The organism is Mameliella sp. LZ-28 (assembly GCF_012274245.1).
GTDB lineage: Bacteria > Pseudomonadota > Alphaproteobacteria > Rhodobacterales > Rhodobacteraceae > Antarctobacter > Antarctobacter albus.
This window is the reverse complement of record NZ_JAANYX010000037.1, coordinates 101,502-119,644: the sequence shown is the minus strand read 5'-3', so window position 1 is coordinate 119,644 and position 18,143 is coordinate 101,502. Positions and strand designations below refer to the sequence as shown.

Here is an 18,143-nt window from a genome sequence, read left to right as displayed (position 1 = left end):
TATGGACCGCACGATCAAATCCCTGTCGCTGCTGCTCAGCTATCCGACGCGCGAGTTGCAGGCGGCGATGCCGGAAATCGGGGGTGTTCTCGCCTCCGACACCCGGTTGACGGCGGCGGCGCGGCGCGCGTTGCGCCCGCTGGTCGAGGAGCTGGCGACGCGCGACATCTATGACCTCGAAGAGCAGTTCGTCATGCTCTTCGATCGCTCGCGCACCTTGTCGCTCAACCTGTTCGAACATGTGCACGGCGAAAGCCGTGACCGGGGCGGCGCGATGGTCTCGCTGGTCGAAACCTACCGCGCGGGCGGGTTCGACCCGATGACCTCGGAACTGCCCGATCACCTGCCGGTGCTGTTGGAATTCCTGTCCACGCGTCCCTTCGTCGAGGTGCAGGAAACCTTGGCGGACGCGGCCCATATCTTTGAGGCGCTGAACGCCCGGCTGGCCCGGCGTGACAGCCCCTATGGCGCCGTGTTCGCCGCCCTTTTGCAGCTGTCGGGCGCCGAGGCCGACCGCGAGGCGGTGGCGGAACTGCTGGACCAGCCGGATGTCGACCCGAACGACCTGGAGGCGCTGGATCAGGTCTGGGAGGAATCCGAGGTCGTCTTCGGCCCCGATCCCAACGCCGGCTGTCCTCAGGTGCGCGATATGCTTGCCCAGATGGACGTTCCCGTCAATTCCGCCCCCGCCGCGACGCCGGCTGAATGAAGGAGGCCATGATGAACCAGTTTTTCTTCGGAACCTTTCCCTATATCGCGCTGGCGATCGGCATTGTCGGCTCTATCGCGCGCTACGAACGCGATCCCTTCACGTGGAAGACGTCTTCCTCGCAGCTCTTGCGCCGCAAGCAGCTGGTCATGGGGTCGATCCTGTTCCATGTCGGCGTGCTGGTGATCTTTGCCGGGCATTTCGTCGGGCTGCTGACCCCGATCTGGGTGTTCGATGCGCTGGGCATCAGCCACGGGGCCAAGCAGACGCTGGCCGTAGTCGCGGGTGGTATTGCCGGGATCATGGCGCTGGTGGGCGGCGGGATGCTGTTCCACCGCCGCTGGACCGATCCGCGCATCCGCAAGACGTCGAGCTTTGCCGACATCGCCATCCTGGCCATGCTGCTGGCCCAACTCGTGCTGGGCCTGTTGACCATCATCGCCTCGCTGGGGCACCTCGACGGGCACGAGATGGTCAAGTTCATGGCCTGGGCGCAGGGCATCTTTACCCTTGATGGCGCGGCGGCCAGCCACATCGCGGACGTGGCGCTGATCTTCAAGTTGCACATCGTGTTGGGCCTGACGATCATCCTCGTCTTCCCGTTCACGCGCCTCGTGCACATGCTGTCTGTTCCGGTGCGCTATTTTAACCGGCCCGGATACCAGATCGTGCGGTCGCGCCGCCAGGTTCCGTTGCCCGAACGTGGCGCGGCATTGGCGACCGCGCAGGCAAAGCCCGCGCCTGCGTCGGATGCGGCGGCGCAACCGGCGGAGTGACCAAGATGAATGCGCTCTTTCCCGATGTCGTCGTGAACGGCACCACCATCCCCTCGGCGGCCATCGCTGCCGAGGCCCAGAACCACGAAGCGCCGCGCGGCAAACCCGGTGTTGCCTGGCGCAAGGCTGCCAATGCGCTGGCGGTGCGTGCGCTGCTCTTGCAAGAGGCCCAGCGGCGCGAGATCCCGGCAGATCCGCAAGAGCTCGAACCGGGACGGTTCGAGACCGGGAACGAGGCCCGCATAAGGGCCCTTCTCGAAGATGCGGTGCAGGTGTCGCCGCCATCCGAGGAGGAGGTGCGCGCCGAGTGGTCCCGCGATCCGTCAAAGTTCCGCGCTCCGCCATTGTGGAGCGTCTCGCACATTCTCTTCGCCTGCGACCCGCAGGACGAGGAGGCGGGCAAGCAGGCCCTTGCCCGTGCAATTGACGTGACAGGCCGCGCGCTGGGCCATCCCAAGAGCTTTGGGCGCCTCGCGCGCCAGGAAAGCGATTGCCCCTCCAGGGATCGCGACGGAATGCTTGGCCAGATCGGACCGGGCGACACGGTTCCTGAATTCGAGGCAGCGCTGCGTACCTTGTCCGCAGGCGACATCACATTCGAACCGGTGCGGACTCGGCATGGCTGGCATGTCATTCGCATGGATGACCGTGCCGAAGGCGACGTGCTGCCCTTCGAGGCCGTCGCGCCCCGGCTACGCGCCGCGATGGAAAAGCGCGCCTGGGGGCAGGGGGTCCGCGACCTGGTCACCACGCTTTCGCAAAAGGCCGACATCACCGGGGCCGATCTGGGCAACTGTCCCTGAGGCGCGGGTGCGGACGAGATGACAACCTTCACAACACAGGGAGTGGCAAGCCCATGCTGAACGATCTCCTGGACAGGAACAGGACCTGGTCGGCCGAGCGTCGCGCCGCAGATCCCGGGTTTTTCGCCGGGCTTGCGGCACAGCAGACGCCGGAATTCTTCTGGATCGGCTGTTCGGACAGCCGGGTGCCGGCCAACGTGGTGGCGGGGCTGGACCCGGGCGAGGTCTTTGTCCATCGCAATGTCGCCAACGTGATCCACTCGTCCGACATGAACATGCTCAGCGCGCTGGAATTTGCCGTCGAGGCGCTGAAGGTCCGCGAGATCATCGTCTGCGGTCACTATGGATGCGGCGGCATTCGCGCCGCGACAGAGGATATTCCTCACGGGCTGGCGGATCACTGGCTGGAACCGATCCGGAGGTTGGCGCGCCAGGCGCAGGCCGAACTTGACGTGCTGACGGACATGGAGGAACGCCGGGACCGGCTGGCCGAACTCAACGTGATCGAAGGCGTCGCACGTGTCGCCGAGACACCCATCATGCGCCGCGCCTGGGCCGATGGCCAACCGGTGCGCCTCCACGGCCTGATCTATGGATTGCGGGATGGGTTGCTGCGCAATCTGGAATGTTCGGTTGGTCTGCCCAACCTGAAGAAAGGAGCCTGCCATGAAGCTGCATGACCTGAGTGACCGCACCTGCGGCTGCGATGAAAGCGAAGGGGCACCCGGTCTCACGTCGTTGAACGAGGCGCTTGCCCTCTGTGCCGCCGAGACACCCCTGGTGCCGGGGGTGGATATACTGCCGATTGGCGAGGCCCTCGGGCGTTGTCTGTCGGAACCGGTGATGTCCCGGGTGAATGTGCCGCCCTTCGCCAATAGCGCGGTCGACGGCTACGCCGTGCGGTGCGGGGACCTGATCGGACCGGGTCCGTGCATCCTGCCGGTCGTGGACCGGACCGCCGCCGGGGACGCCCCTGCACAGCTTGATCGTATTGCGACGGTGCGGATCTTTACCGGCGCGCCGCTGCCCGCCGGGGCGAACGCGGTGGTGGCACAAGAACACGTCACCCTGCGTAACGGCATCGCCCGCTTTGATCGCCTGCCCACCGTCGGGGCCAATGTGCGCAGGGTCGGAGAGGACATGGCGGCTGGCGATGTCATTCTGCCCGCGGGCAGGCGCATCGGACCGCGCGACATTGCCGTGATGGCCGCCGCTGGAGTGGCAGAAGTCAGGGTACGCCGAAGGCTGCGCATTGCGCTTCTGATCACCGGATCGGAATTGGTCGCGCCGGGGCAGGAGGCTGCTCCGGGCAAAATCAATGACGTCAACGGCCCGATGCTGGAGGCCCTGATCGCACAGCCGGGTGTCTCCATCGTGGAAAAGGCCCGTATCGGTGATGACCTGGGCAGGTTGTGTGCCGAACTGGAGCGTCTCTCGGGGGCGGTTGACCTGATCGTCACCACGGGGGGCGTATCCGTCGGAGAAGAGGACTACCTGCGGCGCGCTGTCGAGCGGATCGGGGACCGTCTCCACTTCGCGGGCGTCGCCCTGAAGCCCGGAAAACCCGTCAGCTTCGGCCGCATCGGCACCGCGCTCTGGCTCGGGTTGCCGGGCAACCCGCAAGCCTCGTTCGTGGGCTGGCATCTTTTTGGCCGTGCCATCGTGGATGCCTTGCAAGGGGCCACCGGCAAACCGCGCAAGATGATCGTGTCGTCCGCCGTAAACCTCCGCCACAAGCCCGGTCGCTGCGAATTGCGTCCCGCGCGACTCGTCGGTTTCGACCTGCGCGGGCGCGCGACGGTCACCGCCGAGGCGGCCACCTATTCCGGTCGGGTCAGCCCCCTTGCCGACGCCGACGGCCTGTTGCTGTTGCCGTCGGAGGCCGACCAGATCGATACGAGCATGTTGCTCGAATTCCTGCCTTTCGAAGAAAGTTGAGATGACCCATGACTCAGATCGCGACCCTCATCATGCCCGGACGTGGCGATACCGATGAATTGCTGTACGCCTTTGCTCAGCAGATGCTGGCGCGTGGGTATAAGGTGCGTGGCCTCGTGCAAATCAACACCGAACGTGAAGGCGACCATCCCTGTGACATGGACGTGCAGGTTCTGCCCGACGGACCGGTTTTTCGCATATCCCAGAACCTCGGCAGTGCTTCGCGCGGTTGCCGGCTCGATCCCGAAAACCTCGAATTGTCCGTGGCGGCCGTCGAAACGTCCCTGGCCGCAGGCGCAGACCTCATCGTCCTGAACAAGTTCGGAAAGCAGGAAGCGGCGGGCCGAGGGTTCCGCGACGTGCTTGCCCGCGCCGTTGCGGATGACATACCGGTCGTGGTTGGCCTGAACGCGATGAACGAGCAAGCCTTCGAGGACTTTGCCAGTGGATTGGCGGACCGTTGTGCCCCCTCTATCGAAGCCTTGACCAGCTGGGCATTGAAGGCGCTGGACGCATCCGAGGACATGGTTGCGTGATGCTTGAGACCGTCCCGGGAGGGGTGTTGGGGGTGGGCCGTGTGCGGCACCCACTCAAGTGATGAAGGCGCGTTCACCGCCGTTTGTTGAAGTAATCCGGCGCGCCCGCCGGGTACGCGTTCCGGGGATGCCTGGGGGCGATCCCCGATCCAGGTGGTCACGAACCGGGGGGGGCGGTGGCGGGAAACCTGCTCAAGGAATAAATTTTCACCGCTCAAAATCCGATTATAGGATCAATAGAGGAAAAATGATCCGATAAATGGTCTTGTCTTCGTCTGTGCCAGGTCTCGCGCTAGACCGGCGGGTGACGGTAACGAAGACGGGGTGGGGCGATGGCCTGGCGCATCGGCATCGATTCTGGCGGCACATTCACGGATGTCTGCCTGATCGACGAAGACAGGGGCGATGTTCATATCTGGAAGGTCAGCTCGACCCCGGACGACCCCTCGCGCGGGATTGCGCAGGCCTTTGCCGAAGGGCTGTCGCGAACCGGGATCGCGGCGCGGGATGTCGGCTTTTTCGGGCACGGCACCACGGTTGCAACCAATGCACTGATCCAGCATCGGGGCGTCAGGACGGGCCTGATCACCACCGAAGGCTTCCGTGACCTGTTGGCCATCGGTCGGCAGAAACGCCCGCATCTCTATGACATGAGCGCGGACAAGCCGCAGGAGCTTGTCACGCGAAATCTGCGCATCGGTGTGCCGGAACGCCTGCGAGGGGACGGCAGCACCGAGGTTCCGCTGGACGAGGCGGCGCTGCGCGAGGCGGTCAGGCAGCTGCGCACGGCGGGGGTCGAGTCCATCGCCGTCAGCTTTCTCTATGCCTTCCTGTCCGAGGCCCATGAACGGCGCGCCGCCGAGATCGTGGCCGAGGAATTCCCCGAGGCTTTTCTTGCGCTGTCGCACGAGGTGGCGCCCGAGTTCCGCGAGTATGAGCGCCTGTCCACAACCGTGGTCAATGCCTACCTGGGACCGGTGATGCGGACCTATGTCACCGCTTTGAAAACTCGTCTGGCAGAGGCAGGCCTGCCGGTCACGCCGCATCTGACCCAGTCGAATGGCGGCGTGGCGGGGTTCGACCAGGCAGCGGGCTTGCCGGTGCGGACGGTCCTGTCCGGCCCCTCGACCGGGGTCGTCGCAGCGCAGGCGCTGGGGGCCATGACCGGCATCGGCAACCTGATTACATTCGACATGGGCGGCACCAGTTCGGACGTGGCGCTGCTGGAGGGCGGCAGGTGCCGCGTGGTGGCAGAGGCCGAGGTGCATGGCTACCCGCTCAAGGCGCCGATGCTGGACATTCACACCGTGGGCGCCGGGGGCGGGTCGATCGCCCATGTGGACAGCGGCGGGTTGCTGAAGGTCGGGCCGCGCAGCGCTGGCGCCCATCCCGGACCCGCCTGCTATGGTCTGGGCACCGAGGAACCGACTGTGACCGATGCAAATGTCGTCCTGCAGACCCAGAACCCCAAGGCGCTGCTGAACGGGCAGATGCCCATCGACCGTGACCTGTCGGTGGCAGCAGTGGAGCGGTTGGCCGGCCGTCTGGGCCTGGGCGTGATGGAGACCGCGGACGGCATCCTGGACATCGTGACGGCGAATACCGCCAAGGCGATCCGGCTGATCTCTGTCCAGCGCGGGCATGATCCGCGTGACTATGCGCTGGTGGCTTTCGGTGGTGCCGGGCCGGTACACGCGGCGCGGCTGGCGGCAGAGCTGGGCATGGACCGCATCCTGATCCCGCGCACGCCGGGCGTGCTTTGCGCGCTGGGCCTTTTGATGACCGACCTTCGGACGGACTATGCGGCGACGCAGATCCGGCTGCTGGATGAGGCGCAGCCCGCCGATCTGGCCGAGGTTTTTGAGGGGCTGGCGCGTCAGGCGCGGGACTGGTTCGCCCGCGAAGGCATAGCGCCCGAGGCGCAGGGGCTGAACTCGCGCGTCGATATGCGCTATGCTGGTCAGAACTACGAGATCGCCGTGGATCTGCCGGAGGGGCCGATCGACGAGCAGAGCCTAGACGCGCTGCGCGAGGGGTTTCTGGCCCGGCACGAACAGCTTTACGGTTTCGTGGCCGAGGGCGACGCGATCCAGATGGTGACCTATCGGCTGCAGGCCACCGGCGTCGTGCCCAAGGCGCAGATGCCGGCATTTCCGGACGCGGGGCCGGATGCCTCTGCCGCGCGGACCGGCCAACGCCCGGTCTGGATGCGCGAGGCGGGCGGTTTCGCCGAGACACCGATCTATGATCGCACCCTTTTGAGACCGGGCAACCTGATCGAGGGACCCGCGATCATCGACCAGCTCGATACGACCACTGTCGTCCCGTCGGGGATGACGGCGCGCGTCGATCCCTACCTGACCCTGATCATGGAGCGCAGCTCATGACCCGGACGCTGAATCCCGTTACCGTCGAGGTGATCGGCAGCGCCTTTTCCTCTGCGGTGGACGAGATGGGCGAGGCGCTGGTGCGCGCCAGCCATTCCACCAACATCAAGGAGCGGCGCGACTGTTCCACAGCGCTTTGTACGGCAGGCGGAGAGATCCTCTGCCAGGCCGAACATATCCCGATGCACCTGGGCAGTTTCCTGCAATTCGTGCCGCGCCTGCTGGAGGCCTATCCGGCGGAGGACCTGCGTCCCGGCGATGTCTTTATCGGCAACGATCCCTACGCCGGCGGCGGCACGCATCTGCCGGACATCGTCATGGCCGAACCGATCTTTGTCGAGGGTGCGCTGTTCGGCTGGGCCATCAACACGGCGCATCATTCGGATTTCGCGGACCGGGGCCATGCCCATGTCTACCAGGAGGGGCTGCGCATTCCGCCGATCCGCCTGCAGCGGGACGGCGTCCGCCAGCCCGAGGTCATGCGTCTGTTTCTGTTGAATTGCCAGGTTCCGGACGAACGCCTGTCCGACCTGCGCGCGCAGATGGCCGCGAACCGGCTGGGCGTGCTGCGGATGCAGGAGCTTTGCGCGCGTTTCGGGGTCGAGACGGTACAGGCGGCGGGCAAGGACCTGATGGCCTATGCCGAACGCAAGATGCGCGCCGGGATCGCGGCGCTGCCGGATGGTACCTGGACCTTCTCTGACATCTTCGAGACCGAGAGCCAGGCCGAGCACATGACACTTTCGGTCACGCTGACGATCCGGGGCGAGGACATGGCGCTGAGTTTCGACAGCCCGCCACAGGTGCGCGCGGGACTGAACGTGATCTACACTGCGCTGCAGGCGACGGTCTATTACGCGGTGAAATCGGTGGTCGATCCGACGATCCTGCCCAATGCGGGGCTGGCGCGGCCTCTGACCATCACGGCGCAACCCGGGACGCTGTTGAACTGCGTGCATCCGGCGGCGGTGGACGGGCGTATCTCGGCCTGTCAGCGGGTGGTCGACCTGATCCACGGCGCGTTGGCGCAGGTGGTCCCGGACCGTGTCAGCGCGGCGGCCTGCGGATCGGTTCATGTGGCCAGCTTCAGCGGCACGCGGCCCGATGGCGGTCTGTGGGTCTACCTGGAAACCATTGCCGGGGGCTCTGGCGCGCGACCCGACAAGGATGGGCTGGACGCGGTGCAGGTGCACATGACCAACACGTCAAACCTGCCGCTGGAGGCGCTGGAGGCGGAATATCCGATCACCCTGATGGCCTATGAATTCGCCGAGGACAGTGGCGGCGACGGCACCTGGCTGGGCGGCATGGGGGTGCGGCGGGTCTATCGCGCCGATGCGGATTGCAGGGTTCAGATCATGGGCGCGCGCCTGACGTCACGGGCCTGGGGGCTGGACGGTGGCGGTCCGGGGGCCAGCGGCGCCTTCCGCATCAATGGCGATCCGCAGGCCATCGACCTGTCAGGCAGCGCGGACCTGGCGGCGGGCGACATCTTCGAGGTCATCACCCCAGGCGGCGGCGGTCACGGCGATCCGGCGGGGCGTTCTGCCGGGCTGCGGGATGCGGATGCGCGCTCGGGGCGCAAGGCAGCCCGCGCATGAGCACGCCGCGCGCCTCTTCGAACGCGGCCCGTGCCGCGCGTATCCTGGCCGTTCTGGGCGAAGCCGGGGCAGAGGGCCTGTCGCTGACGGCCCTGGCCGAGGCGCTGGGCGATGCCCGCGCGCCGGTGCATCGTGCGGTTGCGGCGCTGGTGGACCACGGGTTCGTCATGCAGATCGGGCGGCGCGGGAACTACCATGTCGGCCCCGCGATCCACGCCATCGCGCTGAAGGAGGCGGCGGTGGGCGACATGACCGCCTCGCTGCGTCCTTTGCTGATCAACGTGGCCGCTGAAACCGGGCTGCCGACCTTTCTGATGGCGCGGGCGGGGTTCGATTCCGTCTGTCTGGATTGGCAAAGCGGGTTTGCCCAGGTGCCCGCGATGTTCGACGGCATCGGCGGGCGCCTTCCGCTGGGCGTCGGTGTCGGCGGGCTGGTCGTGCTGGGCGAGATGGACGCCCCGGGCCGCGAGCAGGTGCTGCGCATCAACGCGCCGCGCTATGCCGACTGGGGCCTGAGCGAGACCGGCGTCCGGGGCGAACTGGCGCGCTATCTCGAACAGGGCTGGCTGCTGGTTTCCCGGCGTTCGGGGCAGGTGGATGTCTGCAGTCTGGCGATGCCGGTGCGGGACAACGTCGGGCGGGGCGGTGTCGAACTTGCGGTCTCGGTCCTGGCGCCGGGGCGCGACATGGAGGCAGAGCTGAAACGACGCGTCCGCGAGAGCCTGTCCCGTCACCTGTCGGCGCGGGAGCTGTGATCATGGGTTGCCCGCGCTTTGCAATCTCAGCCCGCCCCGGCCTGACGTTCGCGTTCGGCAAGGGCCCGCGACACCCGTTCCGAGCCGTCGTCGATGGCCCGGCAGATCGCCTCTCCGGCGGCCGCGGCGTCGCCGGCGCGCAGGGCCTTGATCAGCGCCTCGTAGTTGGCGTGTTCGGTGCGGCTCGCTCCGGGATCGGGAAAGAGGTAGTTGAAGCCCGGCCCGGCGCGCAGCCAGAGCGTCTCGATCGTCTGCAGGAGGATCGGCATCTCGGCGGCGGCATAAAGACTGAACCGCAACTCCTTGTTTTCCTTGAGCGCCTCGTGCGGGTCGCGGGTGTGCTTGGCCTCGATGTAGGCCTGTACCTGTTGTTCCAGCGCGTCGATCTGGGCGGCGGTCATCTTTTGTGCGGCGGTCTCGGCGGCGAGGGATTCCACGCGTTTTCGGATCGCTCCAAGCTCGGCGTAGCTGGCCACCGTCATGACAGGCACACGAAAGGAACTGGCCGGCTCCGCAGTCAGGACGCCCGAAGCCGCAAAGCGCACCAGGGCCTCGCGGACCGGCGTGATGCTCATGCCCAGAGAGGTCGCCAGCTCCTTCGTGACCAGTCGTGTGCCCGGTTCCAGGCGGCCCTCGATCAACGCGTCGCGCAGCTGGCTTTCGACATGGGCGGTCAGGCTCTTGCGGGGCGGGGCACTGAATCCGGTCTGCATAAAAAATAATCTCCTGCGTGTGGTCTGACTGCGCGCGGGGCCGCGCCCGGCTTGCGGAGTCATGATATATGATATATTATATTCTGGATCGCTGCGAAAGATCCAATCAAGAGGCCAAGACAGGCGGCCCGCTTCCCCATCCAACCTGCGACTGCATCCAATAGGAGGTCTCACGACATGAAGAGTTTCCCTGCATTTGCCCTCGGTCTTGCCCTGGCCCTTCCGGCCACGGCGACATTCGCACAGGACGACACGCTCGTCATTGGGCGATCTGCCTCGACCAACGCGCTTGATCCCGGTTTCCTGCGCGAGGCGGCCACCATCGTCGACAATATCTTTGACACGATGGTCATGCGCGACGAGGACATGAAGCTGGTTCCGGGCCTGGCCACCGGCTGGACCTCGATCGACGACACAACCTGGGAATTCACGCTGCGCGAGGGTGTGAAATTTCACAACGGCGAGCCCTTTGACGCCGAGGCGGTGAAATTCAGCCTCGACCGCGTGCTGAACCCGGACAACAAGGCGCCGACGATTTCCTACATCCGCACGATTGCCTCGGTCGAGGTGGTGGACCCGATGACCGTGCGCATCACCACCGCGGAACCCGATCCGCTGTTGCCGACACGGATGAGCCGCTATCCCGCCTATATCGTGCCGCCGAAATACATCGCCGAACATGGGCGTGAGCATTTCGCCAACAATCCCGTCGGCACCGGCGCCTATACCTTCGTGGATTTCGTGCCCGACGAGCGCGTGACCCTGGAGGCCAACCCCGACTACTGGCGCGGTCAGCCGGACATCAAGACGGTGATCTGGCGCCCGATCCCCGATGCGACGGCGCGGATCACCTCGCTGATCACCGGCGAGGTGGGCCTGATCGAGGATGTGCCGGTGGACCTGGTGCCGATCTTGCAGCAATCGCCCGACGCCGACCTGGTACAGGTCGAGAACGGCGGCCTGACCATCTACCTGGGCCTGCGCATGGACAAGGCGCCGCTGGACAACGTCAAGGTGCGCCAGGCGCTGAACCACGCCATCGACCGGGTTTCGATCACCGAGAACCTGCTGGGCGGGCTTGCCACGCCGAAGGGCACGCAGGTCGGTGCCGCCGATTTCGGCTATCTCGATGTGCCGGTGCCGGAATTCGATCCGGAGCTGTCACGGCAGCTGCTGGCTGAGGCAGGCTTCGCGGACGGGTTCGAGATCACCATGCAGTCGTCGTTCCGCTACATGAAGAACGCCGAGGTGGCCCAGACCATCGCGCAGGGGTTCGAGGACATCGGCCTGGACGTGAACCAGGAAACGATGGAATGGTCGGTCTACACCCAGACCGTGCCCTTCGAGGGGCCGATCTACATGCTGGGCTGGGGCTCCACCCAGACGCTTGACGCGGATGCGGCGATCTATGCGATCATGAAGTCGGGTGAGCCCTATTCGGGGGCCCGGATCGACGCCCTCGACGCGCTGCTGGACCAGAGCCGGTCGACCGTCGATCCCGAGGCGCGCGCGGCGATCCTGCAGGAGATCCAGGAGGTCGCGGCCGAGCAGGTGCCGCTGATCACCCTCTACCAGGAGGACAAGCTGATGGGCAAAGCCCCGAATGTGACCTTCGACGGCCGGGCCGACGCCCGCATCCCCGTCTTCACCATCACGGTGGACTGACCCCTTGACCGGAAGTTTGCGCATCAAGGGAAACGAGGACGCCGCGCTGGCGATCTTCCTTCTCGCGGCATCCGTGGCCTTTTGTATCCTGGTCCCGCTGGCCTGGCCGCTGGACCCGCTGCGCGGTGACATTTCCGCGACGTTCAAACCTCCGATGACAGTGGTGGGGGATGCGCTCCATCCGCTGGGAACCGATCAGCTCGGGCGGGATCTTCTCGCCCGGCTGGGACTGGGGACGCTGGTGTCCTTCGGGATCGTGCTGATCGCGGCGCTGATCTCTGTCGTGCTTGGCACCGCGCTGGGCATGATCGCGGGGTATTACGGCGGCTGGGTCGATGCGCTGATCATGCGCCTCGTGGACATCCAGCTGGCGGTGCCCTTCATCCTGCTGATCCTCTTGCTGGTCTCGGTGCTGGGCCCCTCGATGACCAACCTCGTGATCGTGCTGGGCCTGACGGGCTGGGCGATCTTCGCCCGGGTCGCCCGGGGCCGCACGCTGGAGGTGCGGGAACTGGAATACATCGACGCCTCGCGCGCGATGGGGCTGTCGGACATGACGATCATCTTTCGCCACGTCCTGCCCAACATCATCGGGCCGCAGACCGTGCTGCTGACGCTGGACCTGCCGCGCCTGATCATCCTCGAGGCCTCTGTCGGGTTTCTCGGGCTGGGGGTGCAGCCGCCGATGCCGACGCTGGGCAACCTGATCGGCGAGGGCCGGTCGGTGATCCTGATCGCGAACTGGCTGGTGCTTTATCCCGGCCTGATGATCGGCGCGCTGGTCATCGGCTGCAACCTGCTTGGCGACTGGCTGGTCCGCCGGGCCGAAAGCAAGGTGTCCTGATGAAAGGCCTGCGCTTCCTGCTGTCCCGTGCCGCTCAGGGCCTGATCGTGATGTTCGGCGTCTCGGCGCTGGTGTTCTTTGCGCTGTTCCTGACCGGCGACCCGGCCGTGCTGATGATGGCGCCCGATTCCACCGCTGCCGAGATCGACGCCTTCCGCGAGGCGATGGGCTTCGACGATCCGATCATCGTCCAGTACGGGCGCTTCCTGGTCGATGCACTGCAGGGCGACCTCGGGTCGTCCCTGCGCTACAGCCGCCCGGCGATGGACCTGTTGACGGAAAGGCTGGGCGCGACCGCGCTCCTGGCGCTCTCGGCGCTGCTCTGGTCGTCGTTGCTTGGCTTCCTGCTGGGCGCCATCGCGGCTGTGCGCAAGAACAGCCCGATCGACTTTGCCATTCGCGTCGTTTCCCTGCTTGGGCAGGCTGTGCCGGTGTTCTGGCTGGCGCTGATGCTGATCATCCTCTTTTCGCTGAACCTGCGCTGGCTGCCTTCCAGCGGTTATGGCAGCCTCGGTCACCTGGTCATGCCTTCGCTGGCGCTGGGCGCCTATTACCTCTCGGCAATCACCCGGCTGGTGCGGTCCAGCCTGATCGAGACGCTGGGCGAGAACTATGTTCGCACCGCGCGCGCCAAGGGGCTGACCGAATGGCGCATCGTCGTCCGCCACGCCCTGCGCAACGCGATGATCCCGGTTGTCACCCTGCAGGGCATGTACCTGGCCTCGCTCATGGGCGGTGCACTGGTGACCGAAATCATCTTTGCCTGGCCGGGGATCGGGCGGCTGGCGGTCGAGGCGATCCAGAACCGCGATTTCCCGGTCGTGCAGGCGGTGGTCCTGTTCGCGGCACTGGTCTTTGTCGTGGCAAATTTCCTGGTCGACGTGGCCTACACCTGGCTCAACCCGAGGATCCGCCTGTGAGGACGGCGCCCGCGCCCCTGCTGGAAGAGGCGCTGGACCTGACGGCGCTCTGGTGCGCGATCCCCTCGCATGCAGGCGATCCGACGGCGCAGGCGCGCCAGGTGACCGCGCTGCTGGATTGGCTGATCGGCGACCTGGGGGCGACCATCATCGCACCGGTCGAAGGGCCAGAGGGCGCTCCGGTGATCCATGCGCGACTGGACGTCGGTGCGGATGAGAGCGTGATCCTCTACAACATGTATGATGTCATGCCCGCAACGCCCGAGGGCTGGCGTGTCGATCCCTGGACGGGCGGGCGGACCCGGATGGAGGGGCTGGGCGAGGTCTTTGTCGCCCGCGGCGCCGAGAACAACAAGGGGCCGCTGGCCGGAATGCTTGTCGCCCTGCGAGACGTGCACCGCGCGGGCCGACTGGACGTCAACGTGGAAATCCTGCTGGACGGTGAGGAAGAACACGGATCACCTGCGATGCGGCGCTACCTAGCCGCGCCCGGGTGTCCCTTGCCGTCCTGCACCGGAGGGCTGTTTCCCAGCCTCTGTGAATATGGTGGCGGGGCGCCGCGTGTGTACTTGGGTTTTTCGGGGATCACCAAGGGCCGGCTTCTGGTCGAGGGTGGCGACTGGGGCGGCCCGCGCACCGCGATCCATTCCAGCAACGCGCCCTGGATCGCCAACCCGGCACGGGTGCTTGTCGACGCGCTGGCGGACTTCGGCGGCGCGGTGACGGGCGAACTGGCGCAGGTGGTTCTGGATGAGGAGGCCTCGGCGCTGATCACGACGCTGGCGCAGGGGTTCGACCCGGAGGCGGAACTGAAATTTCGCACTGCCAGCCGCTTTGCCCTTGGTGGCGATGCCGAGGCGCTCCTACGCCATGTCCTGCGCACCGCCTCGCTCAATGTCTCTTCGCTGGCCAGTGACCCGGTGGGGGACACCGCCGTGATCCCGCACAGGGCCGAGGCCCTGTTCGACCTGCGTACCCCGCCGGGACTGGAGGCCGGGCGTTTCCTGGCGGCGCAGCGCGCCCGGCTGGACGGCAGCGCCGTGACGCTGGAGGTGGGAGAGAGCGCTCCGGGCGTGCGGTTCGGCGCCGACAGCCGGGGCGCGCGGGCCCTGATCGCGGCCTATGAACAGACGTCGCAGACACCGCAGGTCTGGCCCTGGGCCCTGGGCTCTGCCCCCGGGCACGCCTTTGCCCGGCATGTCGAGAGCTTTCTGATCGGCGGCGCAGGTCGAGGCGGGAATGCCCATGCGGTTGACGAATTCCTGCAGATTGAGGGGTTCGGACGGTTCATCGCCTCGGTCCAGGCCTGGCTGACGGGCATGGGGCAGGCGGCATGACCGGGCGTTACCTCAACCGCCGCGACCTGATCGCCGCGGGGGCGCTGGACTGGGATGCGGCCCTGGCGGATGTGCATGACGCCCTGGCCCTGTTGCGTGCCGGAAAGGCCGAGATGGCCGCCGAGAATGTCCTGCCGCTGGGGACCGATCCCCGCGCCAGGGGATATGGGTTGCCGGCCCGCGTCGGCGGACGCTTTGCCGCCGCCGGGCTGAAATGGGCGGTACACCGGCCAGAGGCCCCGCAGGGGGGCGAGGCGATCACCTCGCGCACCATCCTTGACGACCTTGAAACGGGCCTGCCGATGGGCATTGTTGACAGCGCCATGCTGACCCGGGTGCGGACGGCGGCGCTGTCCGGGTCGGTTGTGCGGGCGCTGAAACCCGGCGTCCCGCGTATCGCGATCCTTGGCGCCGGAGCACAGGCGCAAATGCACCTGCGGATGGCGCGGGCCGTGTTCCCCGACCTGGCCGAGGTGCATCACTGGACACGCTCGGGACGCGCGATAGAGGCGCCCGAGGGGATCGAGATCCGCCGCCACAGGACGGCCTCGGAGGCCAGTCTGGCTGCCGAGGTCACCTTTGCCTGTACCTCGGCGCCGGAACCGATCCTGGGGCCGGAAATGATGGCCAAGGGCGCTCTGATCCTGCAGATCGGCTATCACGAGGTCAGCTTTGATGCGATCGACCGCGCCGATGCGGTGACCTGCGATCTCTGGGGCGACTTTGCGCGGACAAGCGCCAAGAGCCTGTTCCAGATGCACCGCGCCGGGCGTTTTCCTGCCGATCGCATCGCCGCCGATGCCGCCGCGATCCTGCTGGACGGCTGGCGGCCGGACCCGGCGGCCTGCGTCTATTTCTCCAGCTTCGGCCTCAACATCTTCGACATCGCCCTTGCCGCGCGCCTGATGCGCCGGGCCACCGACCTGGGATTGGGGCAGATCCTCACCGACTGACTTCCGAAAGGACCGACATGCCTGTGACCATTACCGCAAGCGAACTTGCCGCCCGGCTGGACGAACCGGGGCTTGTCCTGGTCGACACCCGCACCCGCGAAGCCTGGGAGCAGGAGAGCCTGCCGGGCGCGATCTTTCTGAACGTCTACGACTATTTCGTGCCTGACAGCACCGACGAGGGGTATGCCGGCATGGCAGCGGGCGCGGCCGAGGCCTTTCGCCGGGCCGGGCTGGACAGGGCTCGGACCGTGGTCTGGTTCGAGGAAGAAACGGGCATGCGCTCGCCGCGCGGTCTGTGGTTCCAGGAATTGCTGGGGCGTGACGGCGGTGTGATCCTGGATGGCGGGTTGCGCGCATGGCGCGAGATCGGCGGCGCGACGGCACCAGGGCAGGGGGTGGCCGAGGCGATCACCCATGTGGACGGACCCGCGCCGGAGGGCTGGCGACCAGACCTGGCGCAGACCCGCGACGCCCTTCTGACACCGGCGCCGGAGCTCCAGATCTTCGACGTGCGGCGCCCGAGTGAGTTCGACGGCACTTTCGCGCATGACTGCTGCGCTCGTGGCGGGCGTGTGCCGGGCGCACTGTTCATGTTCTACGAGGACATGATCCGCGACGGGCGCTATCGCCCGGCCGAAGAAATCCGCGCGGAGGCCATTGCCGTCGGGCTGGACCCGGCGCGGCCCGTCGTTACCTATTGCCACAGGGGCGCGCGGGCGGCGACGGCGCTGTACGGTTTGCGCATGGCGGGGTTCGACAATGTGGGGATCTTTGTCGGCTCCTGGCACGAATGGGCCGCCGACCCGGCCTTGCCGATGGAAACCGGCCCTGCCTGAATGGGTAGGGGACCTGTCAGAGCCAGGATTGCATCTGCACGCGTTGGCCCTTGCCGAAACGGTCGAGCCGGAAATCCTGTAGGTCGACGCTGGGCCGCTGATCCGTGGCCAGTTCGGCCAGCACCCGCCCGGCGCCGGGGCCGATGCCGAAACCATGCCCGGAAAAGCCGGTGCCAATCACCAGGCCGGGCACCGTTCCGACCGTCGAGATCACCGGGATCACGTCCGGCGTGACGTCGATCAGCCCGCCCCAATCCTGCACCGCTTCAAGGTCTGCGAGCGCGGGAAAGCTCTCTGCAAGGCGCCGCCTGACCTGCCGCAGGGCACGGCGGTCCGGCGCGGGATCCATGATGCGGTGACGCATCAGGCTGCGTTCCAGCGCGACGCCAGAGAACAGCCAGCCAGTCTCGCGCAGGGTGGCGGCGCCCAACCGCAGCTTCAGGCCCGGCAACATGCTGCGCAGACCGGGCAGAAAGGCCCGCATGTGGCGGAAACTGTCCGGCACGAGCTCGGCCACGGCGGTGGTGGAACTGGCCATCGTGACCCCGCCGTCCGCGCGATGCCGCAGGGCGACGCCGCCCAGCGAAAGACAGGGGGTGAAAGCGGCGCCCTGTGCCTTGGTCAGGGGCGCGGTGCGGCAGGCCGAGGACAGGACCTTGAGCTGGGGCAGGTCCACGCCCAGCCGTCGCAACAGGGGCGCGGACCAGATGCCGCCCGCAACGATGACGCAGCGCGTGGCGATCCGCCCGCTTTCGGTGCGCACCCCGCTGATGCCCGCGCGGTCGGTCTCGATCTCCAGCGCGGCACAGTGCTGGTGGATGCTGGCCCCCTCCCGGATGGCCTCGCGCGCCAGCAATGGCGCGGCGCTTTGCGGTTCGGCCCGTCCGTCCCCGGGCAGGTAGAGCGCGGAGAGCCCCGTTTGGGCCAGCCCGGGAGCGATGGCTGTGAGACGTTCGGGGCCAAGGATCTCGGCTGCGATCCCATGTCCTGCGGCCTCTGTCACCCAGGCCTGGTGGCGGGCCGCCTGTTCGGGCGAGCGGGCAACATAGGCGATGCCGCATTCGACGTAGCCAAGACCGGGGCCTATCCTGTCCGAGAGGGTCTGCCAGCGGCGGCGGGCCAGGGTCGACAGGGGCAGTTCGCGCAGGTCGCGCCCGGCTTGCCGGACCCAGCCCCAGTTGCGGCTGGACTGTTCCCCGGCGATGATCCCCTTTTCAAGCAGGCAGGTGGCATGGCCGGCGCGGGCCAGCTCCAGCGCCGTCGCGGCACCGATGATCCCACCGCCGATGACGACGATATCCGCCGTCGCGGGCAGATCGCCCGAACTGGCGACCGAAAGCGGCGCCGGGCCGCGATTGGGCAGTGTCATG

General features: G+C 66.9%; 17 protein-coding genes. 15 read left to right on the top strand and 2 right to left on the bottom strand.

Annotated features, from left to right (window positions below; translation table 11 throughout):
- Position 1 precedes the first annotated feature (1 nt).
- The 9 genes from narJ to G9Q80_RS25960 all read left to right on the top strand — a co-directional run bounded on the left by narJ (position 2) and on the right by G9Q80_RS25960 (position 9,505).
- Complete coding sequence (gene narJ, locus G9Q80_RS26000; RefSeq protein WP_069208439.1) at positions 2 to 709, top strand: nitrate reductase molybdenum cofactor assembly chaperone; 708 nt, start codon at positions 2 to 4, stop codon at positions 707 to 709.
- Positions 710 to 720: 11 nt separating this feature from the next.
- The gene (narI, locus tag G9Q80_RS25995) at positions 721 to 1,485 is read left to right on the top strand and encodes a respiratory nitrate reductase subunit gamma (RefSeq protein WP_088716279.1); all 765 of its coding nucleotides are present in this window, start codon (positions 721 to 723) and stop codon (positions 1,483 to 1,485) included.
- Positions 1,486 to 1,490: 5 nt separating this feature from the next.
- Positions 1,491 to 2,288 (top strand): peptidylprolyl isomerase, encoded by a 798-nt coding sequence (locus G9Q80_RS25990; protein WP_043145494.1) that lies wholly within the window; start codon positions 1,491 to 1,493, stop codon positions 2,286 to 2,288.
- Between the two features lie 53 nt (positions 2,289 to 2,341).
- On the top strand, positions 2,342 to 2,968 hold the full coding sequence (locus tag G9Q80_RS25985; RefSeq protein ID WP_043145491.1) for a carbonic anhydrase: 627 nt from the start codon (positions 2,342 to 2,344) through the stop codon (positions 2,966 to 2,968).
- Complete coding sequence (locus G9Q80_RS25980) at positions 2,955 to 4,226, top strand: molybdopterin molybdotransferase MoeA (RefSeq protein ID WP_088716237.1); 1,272 nt, start codon at positions 2,955 to 2,957, stop codon at positions 4,224 to 4,226. The genes G9Q80_RS25985 and G9Q80_RS25980 overlap by 14 nt, the downstream gene beginning before the upstream one ends.
- Positions 4,227 to 4,234: 8 nt before the next feature.
- Complete coding sequence (locus G9Q80_RS25975; RefSeq protein WP_088716238.1) at positions 4,235 to 4,762, top strand: DUF2478 domain-containing protein; 528 nt, start codon at positions 4,235 to 4,237, stop codon at positions 4,760 to 4,762.
- 332 nt (positions 4,763 to 5,094) lie between these two features.
- Complete coding sequence (locus tag G9Q80_RS25970) at positions 5,095 to 7,149, top strand: hydantoinase/oxoprolinase family protein (RefSeq protein ID WP_088716239.1); 2,055 nt, start codon at positions 5,095 to 5,097, stop codon at positions 7,147 to 7,149.
- Positions 7,146 to 8,750, top strand: coding sequence for a hydantoinase B/oxoprolinase family protein (locus G9Q80_RS25965; RefSeq protein ID WP_088716240.1), 1,605 nt, complete (start codon positions 7,146 to 7,148; stop codon positions 8,748 to 8,750). Before G9Q80_RS25970 ends, G9Q80_RS25965 begins: the two co-directional genes overlap by 4 nt.
- Entirely contained in the window at positions 8,747 to 9,505 is a 759-nt protein-coding gene (locus G9Q80_RS25960) for a helix-turn-helix domain-containing protein (protein WP_052244782.1), read from the top strand. Before G9Q80_RS25965 ends, G9Q80_RS25960 begins: the two co-directional genes overlap by 4 nt.
- Before the next feature lie 26 nt (positions 9,506 to 9,531).
- Here the strand turns inward: G9Q80_RS25960 and G9Q80_RS25955 are convergent, their stop codons facing one another.
- Positions 9,532 to 10,218: an FCD domain-containing protein gene (locus G9Q80_RS25955; RefSeq protein WP_043145482.1), complete on the bottom strand. Its 687-nt coding sequence runs from the start codon at positions 10,216 to 10,218 to the stop codon at positions 9,532 to 9,534.
- Between the two features lie 177 nt (positions 10,219 to 10,395).
- Between G9Q80_RS25955 and G9Q80_RS25950 the strand changes: the two genes are divergently transcribed.
- Genes G9Q80_RS25950 through G9Q80_RS25925 form a run of 6 tightly spaced genes read left to right on the top strand, consistent with a single transcriptional unit; the run spans position 10,396 to position 16,773 of the window.
- Complete coding sequence (locus G9Q80_RS25950; RefSeq protein ID WP_088716241.1) at positions 10,396 to 11,883, top strand: ABC transporter substrate-binding protein; 1,488 nt, start codon at positions 10,396 to 10,398, stop codon at positions 11,881 to 11,883.
- A gap of 4 nt (positions 11,884 to 11,887) precedes the next feature.
- Entirely contained in the window at positions 11,888 to 12,727 is an 840-nt protein-coding gene (locus G9Q80_RS25945) for an ABC transporter permease (RefSeq protein WP_198550012.1), read from the top strand.
- The gene (locus G9Q80_RS25940; protein WP_088716242.1) at positions 12,727 to 13,647 is read left to right on the top strand and encodes an ABC transporter permease; all 921 of its coding nucleotides are present in this window, start codon (positions 12,727 to 12,729) and stop codon (positions 13,645 to 13,647) included. The genes G9Q80_RS25945 and G9Q80_RS25940 overlap by 1 nt, the downstream gene beginning before the upstream one ends.
- Complete coding sequence (locus G9Q80_RS25935) at positions 13,644 to 14,984, top strand: M20/M25/M40 family metallo-hydrolase (protein ID WP_121497620.1); 1,341 nt, start codon at positions 13,644 to 13,646, stop codon at positions 14,982 to 14,984. The genes G9Q80_RS25940 and G9Q80_RS25935 overlap by 4 nt, the downstream gene beginning before the upstream one ends.
- Positions 14,981 to 15,937 carry an ornithine cyclodeaminase gene (locus tag G9Q80_RS25930; protein WP_088716243.1) on the top strand — a complete coding sequence of 319 codons (957 nt, stop codon included), beginning with the start codon at positions 14,981 to 14,983 and terminating at the stop codon, positions 15,935 to 15,937. The genes G9Q80_RS25935 and G9Q80_RS25930 overlap by 4 nt, the downstream gene beginning before the upstream one ends.
- A 17-nt stretch (positions 15,938 to 15,954) precedes the next feature.
- Complete coding sequence (locus G9Q80_RS25925) at positions 15,955 to 16,773, top strand: sulfurtransferase (protein ID WP_088716244.1); 819 nt, start codon at positions 15,955 to 15,957, stop codon at positions 16,771 to 16,773.
- 16 nt (positions 16,774 to 16,789) lie between these two features.
- Here G9Q80_RS25925 and G9Q80_RS25920 read toward each other — a convergent pair whose 3' ends face one another.
- Complete coding sequence (locus tag G9Q80_RS25920; RefSeq protein ID WP_088716245.1) at positions 16,790 to 18,142, bottom strand: NAD(P)/FAD-dependent oxidoreductase; 1,353 nt, start codon at positions 18,140 to 18,142, stop codon at positions 16,790 to 16,792.
- Position 18,143 lies beyond the last annotated feature (1 nt).